Source organism: Dyella sp. 01N448 (assembly GCF_056399225.1).
In genome coordinates, this window is sequence record NZ_JBFTQX010000001.1 from 508,712 (window position 1) to 529,052 (window position 20,341).

The window sequence follows — 20,341 nt, forward strand, 5'->3', positions numbered from 1 at the left end:
CAACGCTGGCGGCTATCGCTAGCTCTTGAAGACGATCATCTTCTCGGCCGTCATCTCGTGCATGGTGTAGGGAATGCCGCCGATGCCATGCCCCGATACATGGCGGCCCGCGAATGGCATCCAGTCGACGCGAAAGGCCGTGTGGTCGTTGATCATCACGGCTGATGCATCCAGTCGTTCGGCAGCTTCGAAGGCGGATGCCAGCTCCCGCGTGAAAATGCTCGATTGGAAAGCCACGGGAAGCGAGTTCGCGGCTGTAATGGCCTCGTCCAGCGTGCGAAACGGATAGACGCAGGTAAGCGGGCCGAAGACTTCCAGCGTGGACACCTTGGCGTCTTTGGGCGGATCAACCAGGATGGATGGCTTCAACGTCGTTTCGCTGATACGGCCACCTCCAATCAAACGACTGCCGGCCGCCACCGCTTCGTCGATCCAGCTCTGCACGCGATCGGATTCTGCCGGCAAGATGAGCGGCCCCACTTCTGTTTGCGGCAACACCGGATCACCGACGTTCAAAGACGCCACCCGGCGAGCGAACCGATCGAGAAATTCCTGCTGAATGTCCTCATGGACGTAGATGCGCTGGACGGATACGCAAACCTGGCCAGCATGGTAGTAACCGCCCTTGGCAATGGGCTCGATGATCTTGTCGAGGTCCGCGCTCCTGTCGACGATCACAGGGGCCGCGCCACCGTGCTCAAGCGCACAGCGGGCGCCGGGAGCGAGCTTCGAGCGAAGATACCAGCCGACGCGCGCGGACCCGATGAAGCTGAGAAATGCCACTCGGGAATCGGTTGCAAGCGCTTCGGCGAGCTCGCGTTCCTCGGGCAGGAAGGTTTGCACCCAACCCTCCGGCATGCCGGCCTCGTGCACCAGCTTGACCAGATCCAGACAGCTGAGGGGCGTGGTCGTCGCAGGCTTGACGATAACGGGGCAGCCCGTCGCGATCGCCGGCGCCACCTGGTGAACAATCAGATTCAGCGGATGGTTGAAGGCTGAAATGGCAGCGACTACCCCGATGGGTTCTTCAATCGTCCACGCCCGGCGATGGTCACTGGACTTGGTGATGCCCATGGGAATCTCGCGACCCGCACTGGTTCGGAGGATCTCTGCGGCATTTCGAACGCCATCGATGGCCCGATCAGTCTCCACCAGCGCGTCCGCGTAAGGCTTGCCGCCCTCACGCGCGATCTGTTTGCCAAAGTACTCGCGCCTGCCCTCCATGAGCGCTGCGAGCTTTCGCAGAATCTCGATACGTTCATACGGTTTGAGCCAGCTGGACCGGTCCTTGAACAACCGGTACGCCGTGGCAAGCTTCGCCTCCAGAGCCTCGGCGTCATCGCTCGGCAGCTCAGTCATCAGTTGGCGATCAAACGCCTGCACGACCTTGATCATTTCATCCTCCTCTTGGCAGTTTGGTATGGCGGGCGATTGGCAATGACTTCGCCGGCACGGAGCTGCGCAACGTTACTCGTGCCTCGGCGAAGGCGAGGTGAGAAGTGATGGGAGAGCTGCTGGATTGCGCGCGGTCATGCCATCCCCGTGAGTAGCTGCAGCGCGGCCTGCATGCGCGCATGGGGCGCTGGTCCTTACCCAGTACTCTTGGCGGAGGGCTTTGACATCCGCTTAACAGCGCTGCAGCGGTCAAACGGGCTTGACACTCCGACGGCTTGAACCCGCGATCTCGGAATGGGAGAGTCACTGCGTCCGCTTCTGGCCCGGCCACATGGCGAAAGACAGACATCTGCCCTATGCCGCGCCTCGCCAGGCCCGGATCGGGAGGCATCGTTAGCTTCATCGTGCTTGATCACCAACAGGGGAAGTTATGGCTAGCAGCACACAGGACTTGGAACGGTTTGTGCGGAGTTCGCTCATGCGCGGATGCTCGCGGCAGAGCATCGACAAGGCACTCATGGAGGCTGGCTGGACGCCAGAACAGGTGCGCGGAGCGCTCTCGAATTTCGCCGACGTTTCATTTGCAGTGCCGGTGCCCCGGCCCCGTCCCTACTTATCGGCAAGGGACGCGTTTATCTATCTCGTCTTGTTTACCACGCTCTATCTGAGCGTCTATCACTTCGGGAGTTTGCTGTTTGAATTAATCAACCGCAGCTTTCCGGACGCAGCCTCTCCATACAATAACGGTGTAGCACGAAGCATCCGCTGGTCCGTGGCCTCGATCATCATCGCCTTCCCGGTTTTCCTCTGGCTCACGGCACGGATTCGCAGCGAGGTGAGCCGGCAGCCGGTGAAGCGCCAATCGGCGGTTCGCCGGTGGTTGACCTATCTGACGCTCTTCGCCGCGGCCGTGGTACTCATCTGCGACCTGATCACATTGGTCGACGGCGTGCTCGGCGGAGAAATTACGGTTCGATTCACGCTGAAGGTCGTCGTTGCCGCCGTGATTGCGTGCACGGTCTTTGGCTACTACCTGTGGGATTTGCGCGCTGATGAGCGCGTCGCATGATGCCGCGCCTGGGAGTGCGGTTGCTCGCGATAGTGGCTTCCCTGGGCATGGCCGCAGCCATTGTCGCGGGCCTGGGTGTGCTCGGTTCACCCATGCACCAACGGGCGTTGCAACTTGATTCGCGCAGGGTGTCTGACCTGAGTCTTATTTCCATGCAAGTCAGCGCGTACTGGGCCCAGCACAAGTCCCTGCCACCCGATCTCGCTTCGCTCAAGCTTGCCCCGCCGATGACCAGCGACCCGGTCAGCGGTGCGACGTTCGAGTACGCAACAACTGGCAAGGAGACCTACCGGTTATGCGCCAAATTCGACGCTGCATCCGAGTCTGAGGGGCGGTCGCTCGGAACCTATGTGCTTCGCTGGAACCACCTCGCTGGCAGGTACTGTTTCGACTTGGGCACAAAGTACGGAGGCGAGGTGGGCGAGCCAATGCAATGAGACGCCATCGCCCGGGACAGTGCAGATTCGTGGCTGACAAGGGCCGCCTGACAGGGTCAGGTTGCAGCGCCCGGATTTCCGTCATGGCCTCTGGTATACGGAAAGCAGGCGCACCCAGCGCGTCCTGAAACGATCGACAACCAGGCCGGCGTGTGTCCAGATTTGCAGCAGTTGTCGGCGCAACGCAGGCGGCGGAGTCAACGTATAGCCGAGTTTCCCCGCATCGTTGGCCAGGATCGCGCTCAATCGCTCGCGCTCGCGCCTGGTCAGCGAATTGAACTCGACATCCCCCGGCCGGCGATCCAGTTTTCCGGCGACCTTGTTGCTGTCAAAAGAGCTGTTGCTCGGGGTGGGAATGCCGTTCGCGGTTGGCTGGGTCATGATGGGCAGCGGCTGGATCCCCAGGAACGAGGCCATCCGTTCAACGCCGCTTGCGGTGTCCTCGAGCAGGTCCTCATAGCGAACCAGCAGGTACGAGTCCGATGCAGGTTGAGCGGAGCGAGTGGCCGCCTCGCGGTACGACAAGCGCATTTGCCGCAGGACCAGCGTCTCTTCGCTCGAAGGGAGGCCCGAATCTCGCAGGGCCTTACAGCTCGACGCATAGACCGCGAAAGGATGGCGGACGACGTGGAGCATTCTCGCCTCGGGAAATTCCGCCATCAGACGCGCCAGGAAACGCTCGTTGGTAGGCGTTTTTTCAACCCACCGCTGCAAGGGTGAGTCAGCGTCAAGCCCGGTCGTGCAATGCGCGTACGCAAGCGCGATCGCGACCAGCGGCCATGAGGTTGTGCGAGGCCCGAGCCGCGTTTTGACCAAGGGCCACCAAGCCCGCAAGGCGCGACCGAATTCAACATAAGGTGAGCCTTCTGCCGACGAGCGGCCCAGCAGCCAGTACGGCTGCTGGTTGATGGGATTGGCGAGTCTGCGCAACCACTCGCAGCCGAGGAATGGCAGCCAGCTATCGGGCTCCAGCCGCTTCAGATGCCACGCGAAATTCGTGAGCATGGTGCCTTCGGCGGGAAGCACCGAGAGGGCTGGGTGGTGGTCGAGCAAATCGCGTACCAGCGTGGTGCCGCTTCGGCGCGAGCCAAGAACGAACACAGGCCGACGCGCGATGGCGAGCCCCCGCTCGATCTCGCCCGTAGTGAGTATCCGGGGGCCGGCCGACTCGCTGACGGACCACACGGCTTGGGACCAGGCCATGGCCGCCTGGCGCACGGCACCTAGATTGGTGACGCGCGGCCTTTGCAGCCGCTGATCGAGCTGCGCCTCGAGATCGACAATATTCAAGAACTCGCGATTCATTTCACCCGCTCTGTGCGATGCGTACAGTCGAAACTTCGAAAGCGCTCTTTTGCGCCGAAGCCTTGCCGCAAGAGGACGCACGAATCAGCACAGCGCGTACCATGGTCGTATCCCGTTCGGGCGAATCGAGAACGCCGACCCCATAGTGCTGCGACGGCACGTGCGCCCGGTGCCGATACCCTGGCGGCGGCGTTCCACGTCCAATGATGATGGTGAGTGCGCCCGGGCGTCCCTTTGGTTGCCTTAGGTGCCAAAGCCGCCGCAACACCGGCTGCAGCCAGGCAGAAGGCCTCCAGCCTCGGTGAGCGCGGCCCGCAGCGCTTCCATGCTTGAGTGCTTCCAGATGCTTTCAAGGCCGGCGTCTCGCACATTGGCGATCGGAAACCGATAGCACCGCCCGTGTACAGGCACCGACTCGCCATCAGCATCGATCATCAGGATGCGAAAGGCGTCGTGGCAACGGCGGCCAATGAATTGCGAGGGGTGACGATAGTAGATGTCGAGGTCGGCCTCGCTCGTGCGATCGGGCTGGATCGTGACGGAGAACGGCCAGGTCGTGGCCTTGATGTCGGCCAGCTCGTCGGCCAGACGGGCGATGTCGATCGTCGTGGGATCGGATTCGAAGCTGTTGGAGGCCGTGGCAGGATAGGTCGCGCCATAGAGCGCATTGTGTTCATTGGCCAGTTCGGGCGTCACGAAGTTGTTGTGGATCAGCCCAACCTGTTTCAGTGGCAGATCACTGATGTCGGCAAGAAAGGTCTTGAGGTGACCGACGTTGTACTCGCTGATCGTGCAGAAGACGGATATTTCGGGCGCGCCCTCCAGCGCCGCGACGGCGCGAATCCCCTCTACGGCCCGCGCAAAGCTGCCGACATGGCGCCGGATGCGATCATGCAAAGCCGCCGGACCATCGAGCGAGACGAACAATCCTCGGCAGCGGCCCGCCGCAAACTCCGCTGCCCGTTTTTGGCAGGAGCAGGCCATTGGTGGTGACCGTTGTGTACAAGCCCAGCGCGGACGCATAGCTCAGTGCGTCACCGAGCGGGCGCCAGGCAAGCGGCTCGGTGAATGCGAAGCCCAGGCGTGCCTCGGGGCAGAAGGCCGCCATATCGTCGGCGACGCGCTGGAACAGCTCCCACGGCATGGTACGCGTCCGGGCGCCCATCAAATTTGCGCCGAAGTTGGTCTCCGCATTGCCGGTGCCGACGTCACACATGACGCAACGCAGGTTGCAGAAATTGTTGACCCCGAGAACCACGTGTCTGGGCCGCGGTCCCGCCGTGAGGGGTGCTTCGAGAACTGGCAGGCTGAGTGCGGACATGGCGCGTGGATTTCCCGTGGTGATCATGTTTGCCACTTTCGGCATAAGCTCGAGGCACAAATACGCCTCCCCGGGTGTATGTGCTGCATGGCGACGATTTGGTTTACCGAGGCCGTGGCGGGGATTTGTCACATAGCCGACACACCGCTGATCAATCGATGACAGCGCGCGTGGGTGGCGGCGACGAATGACACGATTGAGGCGTGCGTCGATCCAGCCGCAATGCCGGCCGCATAAACAGCACAGTTCGCCCTGCGGGCCGGGCAGTACCTCCGGCGGCGCGCACTCCGAGGTACCTGTCGGCCCATTGCCCTCGCTACACCAGACGCTGGATCGAGATAGCATTTCAGCAAAGAGAGGCGAAATGGCCAGCGCAATTTTTGACCAACTTTTGAGTCCGTCCACCATGCTGGATGGCGAAAAAGCCCTTCTTGCCATGGGAGGAGAGGCAGTCCCGTTACTGCGTGATCTTCTGGACGGAACTGCCAGGAATGAGTTTGGCGTTCCTTACCGAAACCTTGGCTTGCCTCTTCGCTGTGCACTGGACGTGGCCCTTCGACTAGGCCCTCGGGCTCGGGCATTGGAGCCTCTTCTGGCGCTGGAACTTCGTGCTGGTAGCGCGACGGCGGCCAGGGCTCTGGCAGCCATGGGAGATGCCGGTACCGAGACGATTGAGGCTCTGGCCATCTGTCTGGATCCCCCCGCGCCTTCTGACTTCGATCTACCCATCGAGGCCGGCGTCGCTCTAATACGACTGGGCGCAACTGAGCACGCTCTCGTACTGCGCATGGTAGAAACGTCCCGGCGAGCGAGCTCTAGTTGGTCGCTCGCTCGTCAATGGGGCGCGAGATGGGAATCCGTATCTTCTGGTTAGGGTCTGCTGTCGATCCATGGCAGGCATTCCAAAGTGTCACTCCAGGTGAAATACCGGAGAAGAAAAGGGATCAGAGTGCTTTCATCGGGTGGCTGGAAGAAATGAGGGCACATGCGTGCCCCTGGCGGCCTTTACTGTTAGGACAAAACGGAGGGGAAGTTGAAAAGTCTGCTCGCGTGTATATGTGCCGTCGTTCTAGCCGCTTGTACGGCTCAGACAAGAACAAACGATCCTGCAAATTCCCCGCCATCGATCCAGCAGGCGGCGGTGCGCACCTACTCGCAGGACGAGCTGGTGTCCTTGGCATCAACGTCCACGGATAGCCCAGTCAAGAGCTGTGTGGACGTGGCGCTTCGCTACAACGAAGGCCTTATGGCCCTGCGCCTGGCCAAAACCCCGCCGGACAAGGTGCACGAATACATGATGCATGGGGCCGAGGGCGCACATCTGAAGGAACAGAAGGAGCGCGAATTTTCCCTGTGGGCATCGCACGCCGAACTGGGCTCGATTGACCAGAGTCACTTCGACTACTGCTTGTCCATCCAGCACGCCGCGACGCAATCGCAGGCGCTTGAGCGCACCTGTTTCAGCATGATGGGCCCGGCGGCATTGGCCCACCTTCACAGGAAGGCAGGCATTGCCACGACGGCAACCCTTCCGCGAGAGGTCGAGGCCTATGGCAGGCAACTCGACAAAGCGTACCTCGCCGGCATCGTGGACCAGGTTTATGCCTTCACCAGCGAGGACGACCAGTACAGGTTTCAGCAGGGCCTGTTTGCTGGCTGCCTTAAGCAGGTAGGTCGTGGTTCGTCGGGAAGCGGGGCCGCAGGCTCGTAGTTCCAGAGGCTTTGAGAAAGGGGCGCAGGTGGTTGAGCCAGGCCAACCACCTCCATCCGCGTTGCTCCGCTCTCTGCTTGTTACGTGAATGCTCGCATCAGGTGCTGCACACGCCGCTGGCAGGACGCAAAAATTGCAAACAAGGAGCTGCCATGAAGCTGTTTGGATACGAAGAAGGGAGTCACGATCACCGGGCACCGTTGAGGCTTTCAGAGGCGAGCATATTGGCTAGCCCGGCCGAACTGAGAGCTATTGCCAGAGTGCTCGCCGATCTGGCGGTCGAGATGGAGGCTGATGACTTTGACCATGTGCACTTGACCGATAGGCTTCCAAGCCTAGGCGATGGCCCCGAGCTGATCGTGGCTAAGGTCAGGTGAATATGTCCGCTTGCGACCCCAAGCGGACGCCCAAAGAACATTGGCCCGGTGTCTTGTGCCCACCAGGCCAATGAGTTGACTCAGAACGAATAGGCCACCGTTGCTCCAACGCCCCAGTCCGGACTCCCATCGGTGAAGCCCTTGGTCACATATGCTTGAGCTTTCCAGCCACTGGCGAACTTGTACGCGTAGTAGCCCGTGAGTTCGTTGCGCGAGAAACTCGTATCCGAGGCCTTTTCGCGATAGTCGTAGTACGCGCCAAAACTGCTATGGGTGTCGAGCTTGTAGCTCATGCCCGCGTTGGCACCGAACACATCGTTGAGCTGGATGTACTGCGAACTGCCCAACCACGTGTAGCTCACACCGCCGAACACCGTCCAGGCACCGAAGCCCTTGTACATGTCGGCACTGAAGGTGTAGTCGTTCTTGCCGGTGCCCAGGCCCTTGTTTGCGTCGGCCGTGCCGAACTTGATCTTGCCAGTGAGATCGATGCCGAACTGCGACTCACGATTGCTATACGCCTCATAGGTCGCCGCTGCGGTGATGTCGCCCAGCCCGGATGCGGAACCAGTTGTCTCAGGGATTGGCGTGGTGCCTCCCTGCGAATTGCCCTTGCCGTGGCCGCGACCCTTCGGGTTGGTGTTCTTCACCGGACCCACGCCGGGAATGACGTTGTCGGCACCCGACACGTGGATGTACGGCACTGCGACCTTGAAGGACCAGCGATCGATGTCGTAGCCGAAGGTCACCGGCACCTGCGTGATGTCGGTGGTCTCCGACGTACCGTATTTGCCCGTGGTGTAGTCGATGCCTGCACCCACCTTGATGGTGGAGCTGTCGTCAGCGTGCGCCGCCTGCGCCATCAGGCCCAGTACGCCAAGGGCGCAAAGGGTGCCGGTGTTCTTGAGATTCATGCGTTTTTCCTAGGGCGTAGCAAAAGAAGTGCGGGAGGCCTGTCAAGGCCTCCGCACGTATCGGAGTCAAGTTGGTGTGATCAGCGACCGCCGCGTTCGGGCTTGTCGGGGCGCTCGGGCTTCTCGGGCTTCTCGGGCTTGTCCGGATGATCCGGCTTGTCGGGGCGATCGGCCTTGTCGGGGCGGTCGACCTTGGCGACCTTGTCGGCGTGGCTAGCCTTGTCGATCTTTTCGCCGTGCGCGATATCCGCGCTATCGGGCACCGGCCCGTGCGCCTTGGTGGCGCTCATGATGTCGCCCAGCTTGAAGCCGAGCGTCTTGGAGATATTTCCCCAGCCCTGGCCTTCGGCGCGCAGCGCCAGCACGCCAGTGAGCTGCACGGGGCCCTTGGGGCCGGCAACCGTGCCACCGTTCAATGCCGCTTCGATCTGCGCTGCCGTGGGCTGCGTGATGCCGGAGGCGGAGAGTTCGGCCTGAGCCAGCGAGAGCGCGATGTTCACGTTGCCATAGCCCAGATGGCCAGTGCTCGGCGTAAAGCTTGTTTGCACGGCCGGGGTGGTCGCCGTCGCAGGCGTCACCAGCACGATCGTGGAGCCGCTACGCAAACCGTTGACCAGTGCCTGCGCATTGCCGTTGGAGCCGGCGAAGGTTGTATAGGTACCGGCGAGTTTGACGCTTTCCTGTCCGCTGGTCGGCGCGGGTTGAGTGGCCGGTGCAGTATCGGCCATGGCCCATGTACTGCCCATGGATACGCCAATTGCAATGCTCAACGCGGTAAGTACATGCACACGATTTTTCATGGACTGCCCCTTGAAGGTGATGATTCGTTTCCCTTCGAGGCGCCCTTCGGGCACCAGATGAACTCCGCATCTGCCATGCGGTGGTGCAGCAAGAATCAGCTCACCGGACGGCCTCGGCGGCAGATACTGGCGGAGTGATCAACGCAAGAAAAGGGCCCGGATCCGCAAGTTCAGCAAAGAAGAGGAAACGCTTCAGCTGGGAGTCAAACAGCCCTTTACTTCGTGCGCCAAGTCGCATAAAACAAGGGTTTTCTTGCATCAGGCTGTATTTGTTCGACTCGCCAGATGAACAAGAAAATTCGCTGCCCGCTTAATGGTGAAGTTCATCGCATGCGCCATCGCTCGCATTTTTATGCGATGTTGTCGTTGTGTCGTACCAGCGAAAGCTCGGGACATTCACCGAATACTTCCACGCCACCGATGGAGCTCACATGAAGCGCCTACTCTCGTTCGCGATTACCGCCGTTTTGCTTGTCGGTAACAGCATGGTCTTCGCCTCGCCACAGGATCACGGCCACGGCAAGGGCAACGATGATCACTGGGACGACGGCGATCATGGTCATGGCCACAACCCCAAGGACGAAGGGCGCCACGACAACGGCAAGCACAATGGCTGGTACAAGAAAGGGGCTCGACTGCCGGACCACTACTACAGCCGCGAGTACTACGTGACCGACTATGAGCGGTATCACCTGCGTCGCCCGGATCCGGGTTATCGTTGGGTACGCGCCGATGGCGGCCAGTTCTATTTGACGCTGATCTCAAGTGGTGTCGTGATTGATATCGCCGCGGGGTTCTGAGCTATCAATGCGACACTCGCGGGTGTCGAACAAAGTTGTGGCGAGCAGCCAGGCCATACGGAAGAAGAAAAGGTCCCTGGTGGGACCTTTTCTCGTCAACGCCTATGGCATCGGAAACGCCAGTCAAGGTTTGATTACTTCGTAGGGACCGCTTTCGATCCGAAGCGGACATCGCGCTGCTGAACAGTCTGGAGAGTAGGTCATATGAGAAAAAGGTTCTGGTTGTCGCTCTCTTTTTGCCTGCCAGGGCTAATTTTGGCGGCAACCGGTACCAATGAGGCAGTCAGGACTTCGACCCACAAATTCGCCCCTGTCACGTTCTCCCTTGGTTGTGGCCAAGCCACTCGGAACGAAGATAAGCGTGATTTGACGCGCTCCAGTCTTGCCGTGGGCTACTTTCAGCAGACCGAGTGCGTCGACGCAGCTAGGCAGTTATCAGCTGCCAAACTAGTAGCGGTGGCTATTACTGAGAACGAGAAACTTGGTCTCTTTGAGGTCGTCCTCAAACTTGATCCGGCTAGTGCACTGAGCCTTTCCAAGCTCACCGCACACGGTAATCCGCAACAATTGGTTCTCTCGGTTAAAGGTCAAGCCGTCGTAGCGGGCTTCAACGAGGCCCCTTTTCATGGCGACAAATTCTCAATTACGGCTGACACAATTGACGATGCACGCCGGACTGCGGATTTATTCGACGAGTAGGGGGGCTCTAGGTCCGCTTTCGACCCATAGCGGACACTTACAAACGGTCTGAGATCCCAACCCTTTGTGCAGGTGACTAGTGTGAATGCCAGTGATGAATATCGCGAGAAGTCGCGGAGCGCCGCTAAGTCCGCCCTGGCGCGTGGTCACAAAGATATAAAGAACCTGCGTGAGATTCTGATCTGGACAACTTCGCGCACTACAGTCGATCTCGTTGAGAGTTACTTCGCCAAACACTTAGGTGACAGAGAGCTTGTTGAATCGCTGGTTTCGATCGCGCTGGAAGGCGAAGACGCAGGTGACGCTCCTTGGGCCGCAGCAAACACGCTTATGGTGTTCCCCGACGCAATCCTTCTACCGCACAGAGCTGCGATGATTGAGTTGAGTCACCACAACTGGGACTACCTCAGTGGCCCGGCAAAGGAAATTCTGGCTAGGCTGGACGAGCAGTAGTCTTGGCGTCCGCTTCCGACCCAAAGCAGACGCCAAAAGCTGGTGAAAACAGAGTCTGGTTTTGCAGGTCGCTAGCCGATTGCATGATGGTTTTGTGAAGGCAGTGCCGGCGGAAGGCGGGTGCTATAGTTTTTCAGCGCCGGTAGCTGCCGGCTTGGTTTCACTGGCGCACTCCCATGTGTGGAAGCCCCCGGGCTGTGATTCTTCCTAGTGCGATGCTTCCACTGTCCTTAGCGGCTCAGGAAGAGGTATCGCTATGAAGACTTCGACACTTGCATTGGTGGCATCCACGGCGCTTGCGATGGCTATGCCGGCTTTTTCGGATGACGGTCCATCGGGCCAGGACGGTACTTTGTCCTACAGCGGGAATTTTCTTGTCTGGAAAGATGCAGGCCATCGCATCGTCTTGACGACGGATGCATTCCAGCGGGTTTTCGTGAGCCAGGTTCGGCCTGACGGTTGGATGGGATTGCACAGCACCGACCAGATAGAGCGGATCGATGGGCAGCCGGTGCGCTGGGTGGGACAACTCGTCGGGCAGATGAAGAGTCACGCGCCGAGTCCTGTCGTGCTTACCGTTAACCACCACGACATCGACATGCGCATTTACCAGCGACGAGACCTTCAGTTTGCGCGGGTCGATTACGCGAAGTTCATCCCGAAAAGCTGATCGTCTTGTGACACAGGGTTGAAAGTCGGCGTCGCGCTTCGGGTTGGACCTGCCTGTTTCCTGGCGCTGCTTTTCCTGATGGATTCTTTCGCATTGATCACTCCCTGGCGCGCATGACCATCTTGGGCATGCGCGCCTGGCGAACAAACGCGCGAAATTCGTGGTCCGTGCGTACCTATGAATTTAGATGATCTTGCTTCGGCTTCGGGCCATGGTGTGCAGGCAAAAACGGACGCTTTTCGCATCAGTCAGGCTGAGGATGGAAGCTGGTGAAGATTTGGCAGGGTCAGCCATGAACGCAGAAGAGATAGCCGAGGTCCAGGCTCGGTATAGCCATCTGGTCAACTATGTTGATCAAGACCCATGCGTTCCGATAGATCCGATGTCTTACATCGACTCGAATGGTCTACCGCTTCGCACTACGCCTATGCTGGCGGGCGTGAGGACACGGTGGATTTTTTGCTCTCGAATGGGGCAGACACTTTTATCCGAGATAGCTTTGGCCGACTTCCTGACGAGTGTCGTCGGGGCGAATAAGTCTTGGACGGGCAATCGTCTGCTTGCGACCGAAGCGGACGACGTCCGGAGCCTGCCTTGAGGGGCTGTCCGCTTGACGTTGTAAATTACCTGACCTAAGTTAGGTATATGGATGATGCCATCAAGCGTGTTCGTCGTTTCAACCGGGCCGTGACGGCAGCAGTCGGCGCGCTGGACGAGTCCTTTCTTGGACGCGGTCGGCCGCTGGGGTCTGCTCGCGTCATCAATGCCATTGGGCACGGGCGAACCGACGTCGCGGTGCTCAGGGAGTACCTGGGTGTCGAAACCAGTTTGATGAGCCGCTTGTTGCGCGGCCTTGAAGATGAAGGCCTGGTCGAAACGGTGGTGAGTACGCAGGACGCGCGCCGCCGCGTCGTGCATCTGACCAAGACTGGGCGATCGGAATTTCGGGCGTACGAAAAGCTTTCCAACACCCAGGCCGACGCGATGCTCGCCGGCCACGCGCGGCCAGACGAACTGTTGGCAGCCATGGATCTCGTGGCCTGCGTACTTGGGCGCGACCGCGTCATCATTGAAGAGGCGGACCCTAAAGGGGAGGCAGCCACCTACTGCCTCGGCGCCTACTATGCGGAAATCAGCAGTCGCTTCGAGCATGGTTTCGACGTATCGCGTTCGCGGGATCCGGTCGCCGCGCAGATGACGCGGCCTCGCGGCGCGTTCCTGGTCGCCTGCTCTGACGATCTTCCTGTTGGCTGCGTGGGGTTGAAGGGAGGCGGGCCCGGCGTGGCGGAGATCAAGCGGCTCTGGGTGGCGCCTTCTGCGCGTGGCATCGGACTTTCGAAGCGCCTGATGGCCCAGGCTGAGCGAATTGCGCGGGAGCTGTCCATCAAAACGCTCCGCCTGGATACCAATCGCGCATTGCCTGAGGCAAAACAGCTCTATCTCAAGACGGGATGGAAAGAGATCGATCGCTTCAACGACGATCCCTATGCCGATAGCTTCTTTGAGAAGCAACTGTGATGTCAGCGCACGGCCGGCTGTCGCGGGAGGCTGTTCAAGCGAAACGAACGGCGTCGAGTCGCTTGGCGCAGTAACGCGGTATCGATCGAGCTTCTGCTGTCGGTCCGAAGCAGCCCTCCAGGTTTGCGCCATGCCCGAACAGTGTCTGGTCGTGTGCTCTCTACAGCCGCGCGCCTGGACAAGGCGAGCCGCCGGCCTGTATCGCGTGGAATTCGATGGAGAGGCCAAGGTCTTCCTGCGTGGGGGCCAGGAAGGAATCGCCGGACAGGCCGCGATAAGTCGCCAGCTTGTGCTCGTAGCCGCGCTCGACCCAGCGCTGCGCACGTTCGAGATCACTCACCCCCAAGCTCACGCCCAGGATGCGTGGGCCGCCGCTCGCCATGGTCTGCTGGGCCAGCCCAGCGCCGTCGGGTTGCAGTGCCAGCAGCGCGGTCGGGCCGACGGGCACGCAGAATCCCTTGGCGCCGAGTGCGGCCAGCTTTACCGGCACTGCGTTGCCGTAACCCATTTTCTCAAGCTGCCGGCGATCGGCATCGGCGTCGCCCGATACCAGCCATATCGACGAAAGCTCGCGCGCGCCGTTGGGGTGTTCGCGCGTCACGCGGTAGTCGTCGGCATTGGCGGGGTCGAACTGATCGGGTGCGTAGCCAGCCGCGTAGTCGATGAAAAAGGTGTTGCTCGACAGCGGTGCGCGGTCGAAGGCGAACAGACGCCAGCCTGGCTTGGCGCTATCGGGCCCGGAAAAAAATGGCGTGACGGCGTAATGCAGCGACTGCAGTGACTGGTGGATCGTATCGAGCGACGAAGAGCGAAAGCCGAACGTGCGTGAACCGGGGCCGCCTTTCAATGCTTGCTGATCCTCTTTCATGCCCGGATCGAACGTGGGATTGGGCCGTGTGATGCCGAGCAATTCGATAAAGCTGCTATCCGAAAAGCGGATATAGCGATTGGCCACGCCATCAGGGTCGCGCCCTGGCCGGACTTGAAAGCCCAGCTTGACCGCCATGACCGACGTGACCTGGTCGATCCCGCGGCCCCACAGCAGGATATGGTCGAGTCGCGTGGTGGGAGCCACCGGTGCGGCTGCGGCCGTGGCGGGCTGGGCGGCGGCGAAACACACAAGACATGCTGAAAGAAAGGGGATCAGGCGCATGCGTATCCTCACATGAACGTGGATGGTGCTCTCGTGCAGGCCGCAGAAGTGATGACGCCTGCGGCTGCGATGAATCGAACAGCGGCCATGGGCGGGTCGGTGCGCTCGCCACCTGGCCAGGGGACTCTCGGCGCTCTTTTATGCGTGTTCCGAACGGCGCCTACAAGGACAATTTCCGGACAAAAACGGCCATCTCGGATCGGGCGCAACGCCTTGCATCGCAAGCGTCGTGGTAGCCCGCGGCGATCACCCGCCGGCGCTGCGGCGTAGCGACAGTGGTGACATGCCGAACGCGCGCACGAAAGCGCGACGCATGCGGCTCGCGTCTCCGAAGCCCGTGGATGCCGCGATGTGGTCCAGGGTGAGGTGGCTGGTCTCGACCGCGATGCGGGCGGCTTCCAGGCGCAGGCCTTCCACGACTTTTGCCGGCGTCGCGCCGATTTCTGCCGAGAAGGCGCGGGCAAAATGGCGGGGACTCATCGCGGCGCGCTCGGCCAGGCGCTCGACCGTCATCGGTTCGGCAATGCGTGTGCGCATCCAGTTGATCAGGTCGCCGAAGCGTCCGGTCTTGCCACCTTGGTCCACCAGCACGGAGTACTGCGACTGCCCGCGGTGTCGTCGCTGGTGCACCACGAGCTGCTGCGCCGTGCGCCGCGCAATGCCAGGGCCGAAGTCGTCTTCGACCAGCGCCAGCGCCAGGTCGATGCCTGCGGAAATGCCTGCCGAGGTCCACACGTTGCCGTCCCGGACGAACATCCGGTCGGCATCGAGCCGTACCTGCGGATAGAGCAATCGGAAACGCTCGGCGACGGCCCAGTGCGTGGTCGCGCGCCGGCCATCGAGCAAGCCGGCCTGCGCGAGAAAGAACGCGCCGGAGCAGACACCCGCCGCTCGCCGCCACGCATCGTCGCCGAGCCAGTTGACGATGTCGCCCTGGTTCTCTTCGATCTGCGCGAGATTGCCGCCCGATACGATCACGGTGTCGAACGGCTTGCGTTCAATCGGCGAGGCCGCCAGGCTCACCCCCGACGAACTGCGCACGACGCCGCCTCCGGGGGCCAGGACGGTAATCGCATAACTGTCCGGCCGAAACCGATCGGCCATCTCGAATACCGCGACCGGGCCGGCCGCATCCAGCAGCTGAAATCCCGGAAAAACAATGATGGCGATGTCGCGTCGCATGGTGGCAGTCGCATGACTCGGTCCAGTGTCGAGAAAGTGGCGTAACTGCAAGGCGTGCGTCAAGGCCATGATCACGAGCAGCGAAGCGAGCGGGCCAATTTCGCTGAAGACGAAGTAACGGGATCGCTTTCACTTGCTGGGCCAGGTCCGACGGAGGATGCTGGCGGGGTGCGGGGCCAGCGCAGTGTGATGCGTGGACGGTCCGCGCTTCTTATCCAGGCACAAGAGGCGGAGACGGCATGAACATGGTGCGCAACCTGGGCCTGGTCGTTTTTTTCGTGTGGTTGATCATCGATGCCTTCGCGGTCTTTCGCCTGAAGACGGGCACGGCGGAGAATCGGGATCACCGGTCATTGAAGTTGCTGATGATGGGTGGTCCGGTGGTCTTCGCCATCTGCATCGCCTTGTCCTACGGGGCGGTGGGAAGCTTGAACTCAGTGGCCCTGCAATGGGCAGGACTGGTCGTTCTGCTGATCGGCATCGCCGTGCGTTCACTCGCCATCGCCCAGTTGGGCCGGTTCCACACACCGAACGTGGCGATTCGCGGCGATCATCAACTCAAGGAAGAAGGCCTGTACGCCTATGTGCGCCACCCAAGCTATCTGGGCGCCATGATTGGATTCTTCGGCTTTGCCCTGACCTTGAGCAACTGGCTTGGCGTGATCGTGATGGTGAGCCTCACTACGTGCCTCTATCTCTATCGCATCAAGGAAGAGGAAGCGGCGCTGGCCGAGGCGTTTGGCGACGCATTTCATCAGTACGCGGTACGCACCAAACGCCTTGTTCCCTGGGTCTACTGACCGACGCCGTGGAGGCCATGAAGCCGTGGCCTCAGGGCGGGTGAAGCGATTGTGTCGCCGCCGTCCCTTATGGCGCCATCGGGGGGATTTCATCGAATGAGCCGACGGGCACTTCGGAAGAGGCAAGGCCTTCCAGTGCGCTGTCCAGCTCGTGATATTCCCCGGCGAAACGCTTCTTGAAGGTCTCAAACGCAGCGGCGGTCTGCCAGCGGTCCATGGTGAGGTATCGGCCCGCATGTTCGCGGCTGCGGAGCAGTCTTACTTCAAGAAAGCCAGGGGCTCGCGCAAACAGCTGAGCCCACGGACCGTCGGGGCCATAGGCTGTTTCAAAAGCCGTCCGTTGATCCTCGGGTACCAGGAACTCCCAAACGGTGGCGTAGCTCATGCTCTATCCCTCCGGTTTGGGCGCGGCTTGAACTGCTCCGTCGGCTTGCGCTTTACGGAAATCAGACCACGCCAACGGCCAATGTGAAGCTCTGGAGAAAGTGGAAATCGGGGCGGCGCAACGCATAGTCGGGATGGTTGGGGTCGCACAGGCGCATCACTTCTTCATGATCGCTGCTCGACAAATACGCTTGCAGCCGCGAGCCCCAGGTGCCGCGAAAAATGGCATTCAGCAGGTAGTTCTCGTCCTCCAGCCGCAAGGGGGCGAGGCGTTCGATCATGAAGGTGCGCACATGCACGTCCCGCAATCCGGCCTGGCGCAGCAGGCCGGCGATGGCGCGGATGGAGGTGAGGTCGCGCTCGTCCAGCTGGTATCGGTCACGGTAGTACTGCCGAACGGCCTCGTTGACCAGGCGCTCCAGGCGGGAATCCCAGGCGAAGTACATGTCGGGCAAGAGCGAGCTCTGACCAAGCGCAACGCGCCCGCCAGGGCGAACCAGAGCCATCAGGGCTTGCAGGCCCGCAACCGGCGAGCGGAGATGGTTGATCACGTTCACTGACCAGACCAGGTCAACACTGGCCGCCACCATCGGTAGCGCCAGAATGTTTCCTTGCAGCAGCAGTGAGCCGCTCTTGGCGGCCGTGCTGTGCGCCGCCCTGACGTGTGGTGTCGCCAGGTCCATGCCGATCGCGGCGCCGTCAGGGCCGACGTCGTCCGCCAGCCATGCCAGTGCCTCGCCCGTGCCACAGCCTGCATCGAGTATGCGCATGCCGGGCTTCAGCGCCAGACTCGCGATGGCCTGGCGTATTTCCGGTGCGGCGAAGGCGTTGAACAGCCGGAGTTTGTCCGCGTAGTCGCGCGACGCCGTATCGCCAAGCAGTCCCAACGTGGTTGTCGGACGAGTCATGGGATCACGCATGCCTGAGTGGGAGCTGCGGTGGCCGAAGGCCTGTATGGCCTCGACCGTGAGCCATGCCAAGCCTAGTGGGCGTTCAGGGATCACGCCAGCGGCAAAGCTCGTGAAGAAAAACTGCCGCTCGGGGGACGGGCAGGGGAGGTCATGGGTCATATGTCCATCGACACGGGTCGCTGACCGCCCCGGTCGATATGCTGCCAGCCGCCATGCCATGCCGAGCCGTCCAGAGGCTGCCTGGATCATGGCTCGCGGCATCCATCATTGAGACACACATCATGATGCAGCTCACTCGACGTCAGTTTCTCGCAGCTGCTGCCGCGTTCGGCGCGGCGGCCATCTGGTGCAGGCCGATGTTTGCGAAGTCGAGTGTGGCGTGGCGCCCATGCACAGAGCGATACCCCGAAGGCGTCGCCTCCGGCGATCCCACGGCCGAGAGCGTGATGCTCTGGACGCGTTATCCCTCCGCCGATGCCCGCAAGCGCTGGACACTTCAGGTCGAAGTGGCCGAAGACGCTGCCTTTGAGCGCGTCGTCGCCAGTGGCAAGGCGCGGGTATCGATCGCGTCCGATTGGACTTGCCGCGTGCTGATCGGCGGACTGAAGCCCGCGCGCGAATACTGGTATCGCTTCACGGACAGCGAGGGCCATGGCAGCCGCATCGGCCGCACGCTGACCGCACCCGAAGAATCGGACGAGCGCCCCGTACGCTTCGCCTTCGTTTCATGCCAGAACGCGAATGTGGGCGCACAGAATGCATACCGGCGGATGATTTATGAAGACGAGCGTGCCGCTCCGGAGGATCGTCTCGGGTTCGTACTTCACCTTGGCGATTTCATTTACGAACTCGTGTGGTATCCGGAAGACCGGCCGCAAGGCATGTACGACCGGCGCATCCGGGATGTCGTTCGCTACGCGCACGGCGAAAAAATAGACGACTTCCATGTGCCGACCACGGTGGACGACTATCGCGCGGTCTACCGTGCCTACCTGCGCGACCCGGATGTGCAGGACGCCCGGGCACGCTTTCCCTTTGTGTCGATCTGGGACAACCACGAGTTCAGCTGGCAAGGCTGGCAGAGTCTGCAGAAATTCGATGGCAAGACACGGCCCGCGCAGACACGCAAAGTTGCCGCCAACCAGGCGTGGTTCGAGTTCCATCCCGCTCGCGTCAAGACACCGGGTGAATCGCTCGAATGGTTCACTGCGCCCAGTGTCGTGGATGCACCCATCGAACACTACGATGATGCAGGGCTGGGTCTGGAAGCGAACAATCTGGTCGCACTGGCCAGCCTCACCGGCTACCGTGCGCTGCGCTGGGGCAAGCATGTGGATCTGGTCATTACCGATCAGCGTAGCTATCGCTCCGAAGAGCCCGTTGGCCGACCGGAGGCCAAGGTTTTCTCAAGCAAGGACTTCCCTCAGTTCATTCCGCAGGAAGTGCAGGAGATCCTCGACGCCGGGCGCACCTACAACCACGGAAACCCGCCTCCATCGATTCGCTACGATGGCCACGACGTGGACAACTTCTGGCGCGACAAGCCCGCCCAGACCATCCTGGGTGCCAGGCAGAAAACCTGGTTTCTCCAGCAATTGAAGATGTCGGACGCGACCTGGAAGATCTGGGGCAATACCACCGCCACGCTTGATATGCGCGCTGACCCGCAGAACTTGCCTGCCGGATTGACCAGGCCGTGGCCGGGCGCCGGGTATGCAGGATTCGGCGGTGGCGACCATGGCAGCGCCTATGTCGAGCGCGCCGAGATCTACGATTTTGTCGCGCGCGAAGGCATTACCGGATTTGCGACCGTCGCCGGCGACCGCCACAGTTTCTGGGCCGGGCTGGCTGCGAAGTCGTTGCCGCCTCAAGCCTTCGAACCGGTGGGTGTGGCCTTCGTGGTCGGTTCGATCTCCGCGCCTGGCATGGTGGAGGCGATGGAGCACAGTTTCCCCAAAGATCATCCGCTGCGCCCCTTGTTCCTTGCCAACAGGCCGGGCGTGGACAAGCCGGCGCCGACCATCAACATGCTGCTTCGCCACGGCGTTCGGTCCTGTCTGGAGTACGCCAAGAGCGGCGACCTGGCAAAAGCGCGTGCCATGACGAATACCGACAACGCGCCCCATCTGGCTTTCGTCGATATGGGTGGGCACGGCTATGCCGTCGTGCGGGCGTCAGGCCATGCGCTGGAGACGCAGTTCGTCTGCCTGCCGCGACCCCTTGAGCGCAGTGATCGCGAAGACGGCGGCCCGCTGGTCTATCGCGTGCAGCATCGCGTATCGCTGTGGGAAAAGGGTCAGTCGCCGCGTCTTGAGCAACGGATGCTGGAGGGCGATGCGCCATTCTCGGTTTGAGAGAGGAGGCATCGTGGCGCAAGCCGCCGTACTTCCAGCATCGACGATAAGTAAAAATACGCGCCAAAAAACCGTACGTTTGCTGTCG

Annotated in this window: 21 protein-coding genes; 11 read left to right on the top strand and 10 right to left on the bottom strand. The window is 61.2% G+C overall.

Going from position 1 to position 20,341, the window contains the following annotated elements; translation table 11 throughout:
* Positions 1-18 precede the first annotated feature (18 nt).
* Complete coding sequence (locus tag AC1DKY_RS02210; RefSeq protein WP_441611339.1) at positions 19-1,395, bottom strand: aldehyde dehydrogenase family protein; 1,377 nt, start codon at positions 1,393-1,395, stop codon at positions 19-21.
* Between the two features lie 478 nt (positions 1,396-1,873).
* Between AC1DKY_RS02210 and AC1DKY_RS02215 the strand changes: the two genes are divergently transcribed.
* A complete protein-coding gene (locus AC1DKY_RS02215; protein WP_441602122.1) occupies positions 1,874-2,464 on the top strand; it encodes a DUF5671 domain-containing protein in 591 nt (196 codons plus the stop codon).
* Positions 2,461-2,901, top strand: coding sequence for a hypothetical protein (locus AC1DKY_RS02220; RefSeq protein ID WP_441602123.1), 441 nt, complete (start codon positions 2,461-2,463; stop codon positions 2,899-2,901). The genes AC1DKY_RS02215 and AC1DKY_RS02220 overlap by 4 nt, the downstream gene beginning before the upstream one ends.
* Before the next feature lie 81 nt (positions 2,902-2,982).
* On the opposite strand, the gene AC1DKY_RS02225 is transcribed toward AC1DKY_RS02220, so the two are convergent.
* The 3 genes from AC1DKY_RS02225 to AC1DKY_RS02235 all read right to left on the bottom strand — a co-directional run bounded on the left by AC1DKY_RS02225 (position 2,983) and on the right by AC1DKY_RS02235 (position 5,554).
* On the bottom strand, positions 2,983-4,206 hold the full coding sequence (locus AC1DKY_RS02225; RefSeq protein ID WP_441602124.1) for a sulfotransferase family protein: 1,224 nt from the start codon (positions 4,204-4,206) through the stop codon (positions 2,983-2,985).
* A 243-nt stretch (positions 4,207-4,449) separates the two neighbouring features.
* Positions 4,450-5,103: an SPASM domain-containing protein gene (locus AC1DKY_RS02230; RefSeq protein ID WP_441602125.1), complete on the bottom strand. Its 654-nt coding sequence runs from the start codon at positions 5,101-5,103 to the stop codon at positions 4,450-4,452.
* A complete protein-coding gene (locus AC1DKY_RS02235) occupies positions 5,096-5,554 on the bottom strand; it encodes a radical SAM protein (protein ID WP_441602126.1) in 459 nt (152 codons plus the stop codon). The genes AC1DKY_RS02230 and AC1DKY_RS02235 overlap by 8 nt, the downstream gene beginning before the upstream one ends.
* Before the next feature lie 1,006 nt (positions 5,555-6,560).
* Here AC1DKY_RS02235 and AC1DKY_RS02240 point away from each other — a divergent pair.
* Together AC1DKY_RS02240 and AC1DKY_RS02245 are read left to right on the top strand one after the other, a co-directional pair.
* Positions 6,561-7,238, top strand: coding sequence for a hypothetical protein (locus AC1DKY_RS02240; protein WP_441602127.1), 678 nt, complete (start codon positions 6,561-6,563; stop codon positions 7,236-7,238).
* 152 nt (positions 7,239-7,390) lie between these two features.
* The gene (locus tag AC1DKY_RS02245; protein ID WP_441602128.1) at positions 7,391-7,615 is read left to right on the top strand and encodes an Imm32 family immunity protein; all 225 of its coding nucleotides are present in this window, start codon (positions 7,391-7,393) and stop codon (positions 7,613-7,615) included.
* A gap of 80 nt (positions 7,616-7,695) precedes the next feature.
* On the opposite strand, the gene AC1DKY_RS02250 is transcribed toward AC1DKY_RS02245, so the two are convergent.
* Positions 7,696-8,529, bottom strand: coding sequence for a transporter (locus AC1DKY_RS02250; RefSeq protein ID WP_441602129.1), 834 nt, complete (start codon positions 8,527-8,529; stop codon positions 7,696-7,698).
* 80 nt (positions 8,530-8,609) lie between these two features.
* A complete protein-coding gene (locus tag AC1DKY_RS02255) occupies positions 8,610-9,329 on the bottom strand; it encodes a hypothetical protein (protein ID WP_441602130.1) in 720 nt (239 codons plus the stop codon).
* A 431-nt stretch (positions 9,330-9,760) separates the two neighbouring features.
* Between AC1DKY_RS02255 and AC1DKY_RS02260 the strand changes: the two genes are divergently transcribed.
* The 5 genes from AC1DKY_RS02260 (at position 9,761) to AC1DKY_RS02280 (ending at position 13,469) form a co-directional block, all read left to right on the top strand.
* Positions 9,761-10,129, top strand: a complete 369-nt coding sequence (locus AC1DKY_RS02260) for an RcnB family protein (protein ID WP_441602131.1) — start codon at positions 9,761-9,763, stop codon at positions 10,127-10,129.
* 204 nt (positions 10,130-10,333) lie between these two features.
* A complete protein-coding gene (locus AC1DKY_RS02265) occupies positions 10,334-10,828 on the top strand; it encodes a hypothetical protein (protein ID WP_441602132.1) in 495 nt (164 codons plus the stop codon).
* Positions 10,829-10,909: 81 nt separating this feature from the next.
* Positions 10,910-11,281 carry a hypothetical protein gene (locus AC1DKY_RS02270; RefSeq protein WP_441605285.1) on the top strand — a complete coding sequence of 124 codons (372 nt, stop codon included), beginning with the start codon at positions 10,910-10,912 and terminating at the stop codon, positions 11,279-11,281.
* 256 nt (positions 11,282-11,537) lie between these two features.
* Complete coding sequence (locus AC1DKY_RS02275) at positions 11,538-11,951, top strand: PDZ domain-containing protein (RefSeq protein ID WP_441605286.1); 414 nt, start codon at positions 11,538-11,540, stop codon at positions 11,949-11,951.
* Positions 11,952-12,596: 645 nt separating this feature from the next.
* A complete protein-coding gene (locus AC1DKY_RS02280) occupies positions 12,597-13,469 on the top strand; it encodes a GNAT family N-acetyltransferase (RefSeq protein ID WP_441605287.1) in 873 nt (290 codons plus the stop codon).
* 160 nt (positions 13,470-13,629) lie between these two features.
* Here the strand turns inward: AC1DKY_RS02280 and AC1DKY_RS02285 are convergent, their stop codons facing one another.
* Both AC1DKY_RS02285 and AC1DKY_RS02290 read right to left on the bottom strand, forming a co-directional pair.
* Complete coding sequence (locus AC1DKY_RS02285) at positions 13,630-14,622, bottom strand: VOC family protein (RefSeq protein WP_441605288.1); 993 nt, start codon at positions 14,620-14,622, stop codon at positions 13,630-13,632.
* A gap of 246 nt (positions 14,623-14,868) precedes the next feature.
* Entirely contained in the window at positions 14,869-15,804 is a 936-nt protein-coding gene (locus tag AC1DKY_RS02290; protein WP_441605289.1) for a GlxA family transcriptional regulator, read from the bottom strand.
* A gap of 239 nt (positions 15,805-16,043) precedes the next feature.
* On the opposite strand from AC1DKY_RS02290, the gene AC1DKY_RS02295 reads away from it, so the two are divergent.
* Positions 16,044-16,604, top strand: a complete 561-nt coding sequence (locus AC1DKY_RS02295; protein ID WP_441605290.1) for a methyltransferase family protein — start codon at positions 16,044-16,046, stop codon at positions 16,602-16,604.
* 67 nt (positions 16,605-16,671) lie between these two features.
* Here AC1DKY_RS02295 and AC1DKY_RS02300 read toward each other — a convergent pair whose 3' ends face one another.
* Positions 16,672-16,989: an antibiotic biosynthesis monooxygenase family protein gene (locus tag AC1DKY_RS02300; protein ID WP_441605291.1), complete on the bottom strand. Its 318-nt coding sequence runs from the start codon at positions 16,987-16,989 to the stop codon at positions 16,672-16,674.
* A gap of 61 nt (positions 16,990-17,050) precedes the next feature.
* The gene (locus tag AC1DKY_RS02305) at positions 17,051-18,148 is read right to left on the bottom strand and encodes a methyltransferase domain-containing protein (RefSeq protein WP_441605292.1); all 1,098 of its coding nucleotides are present in this window, start codon (positions 18,146-18,148) and stop codon (positions 17,051-17,053) included.
* A gap of 32 nt (positions 18,149-18,180) precedes the next feature.
* Between AC1DKY_RS02305 and AC1DKY_RS02310 the strand changes: the two genes are divergently transcribed.
* Positions 18,181-20,253, top strand: a complete 2,073-nt coding sequence (locus AC1DKY_RS02310; RefSeq protein ID WP_441605293.1) for an alkaline phosphatase D family protein — start codon at positions 18,181-18,183, stop codon at positions 20,251-20,253.
* Positions 20,254-20,341 lie beyond the last annotated feature (88 nt).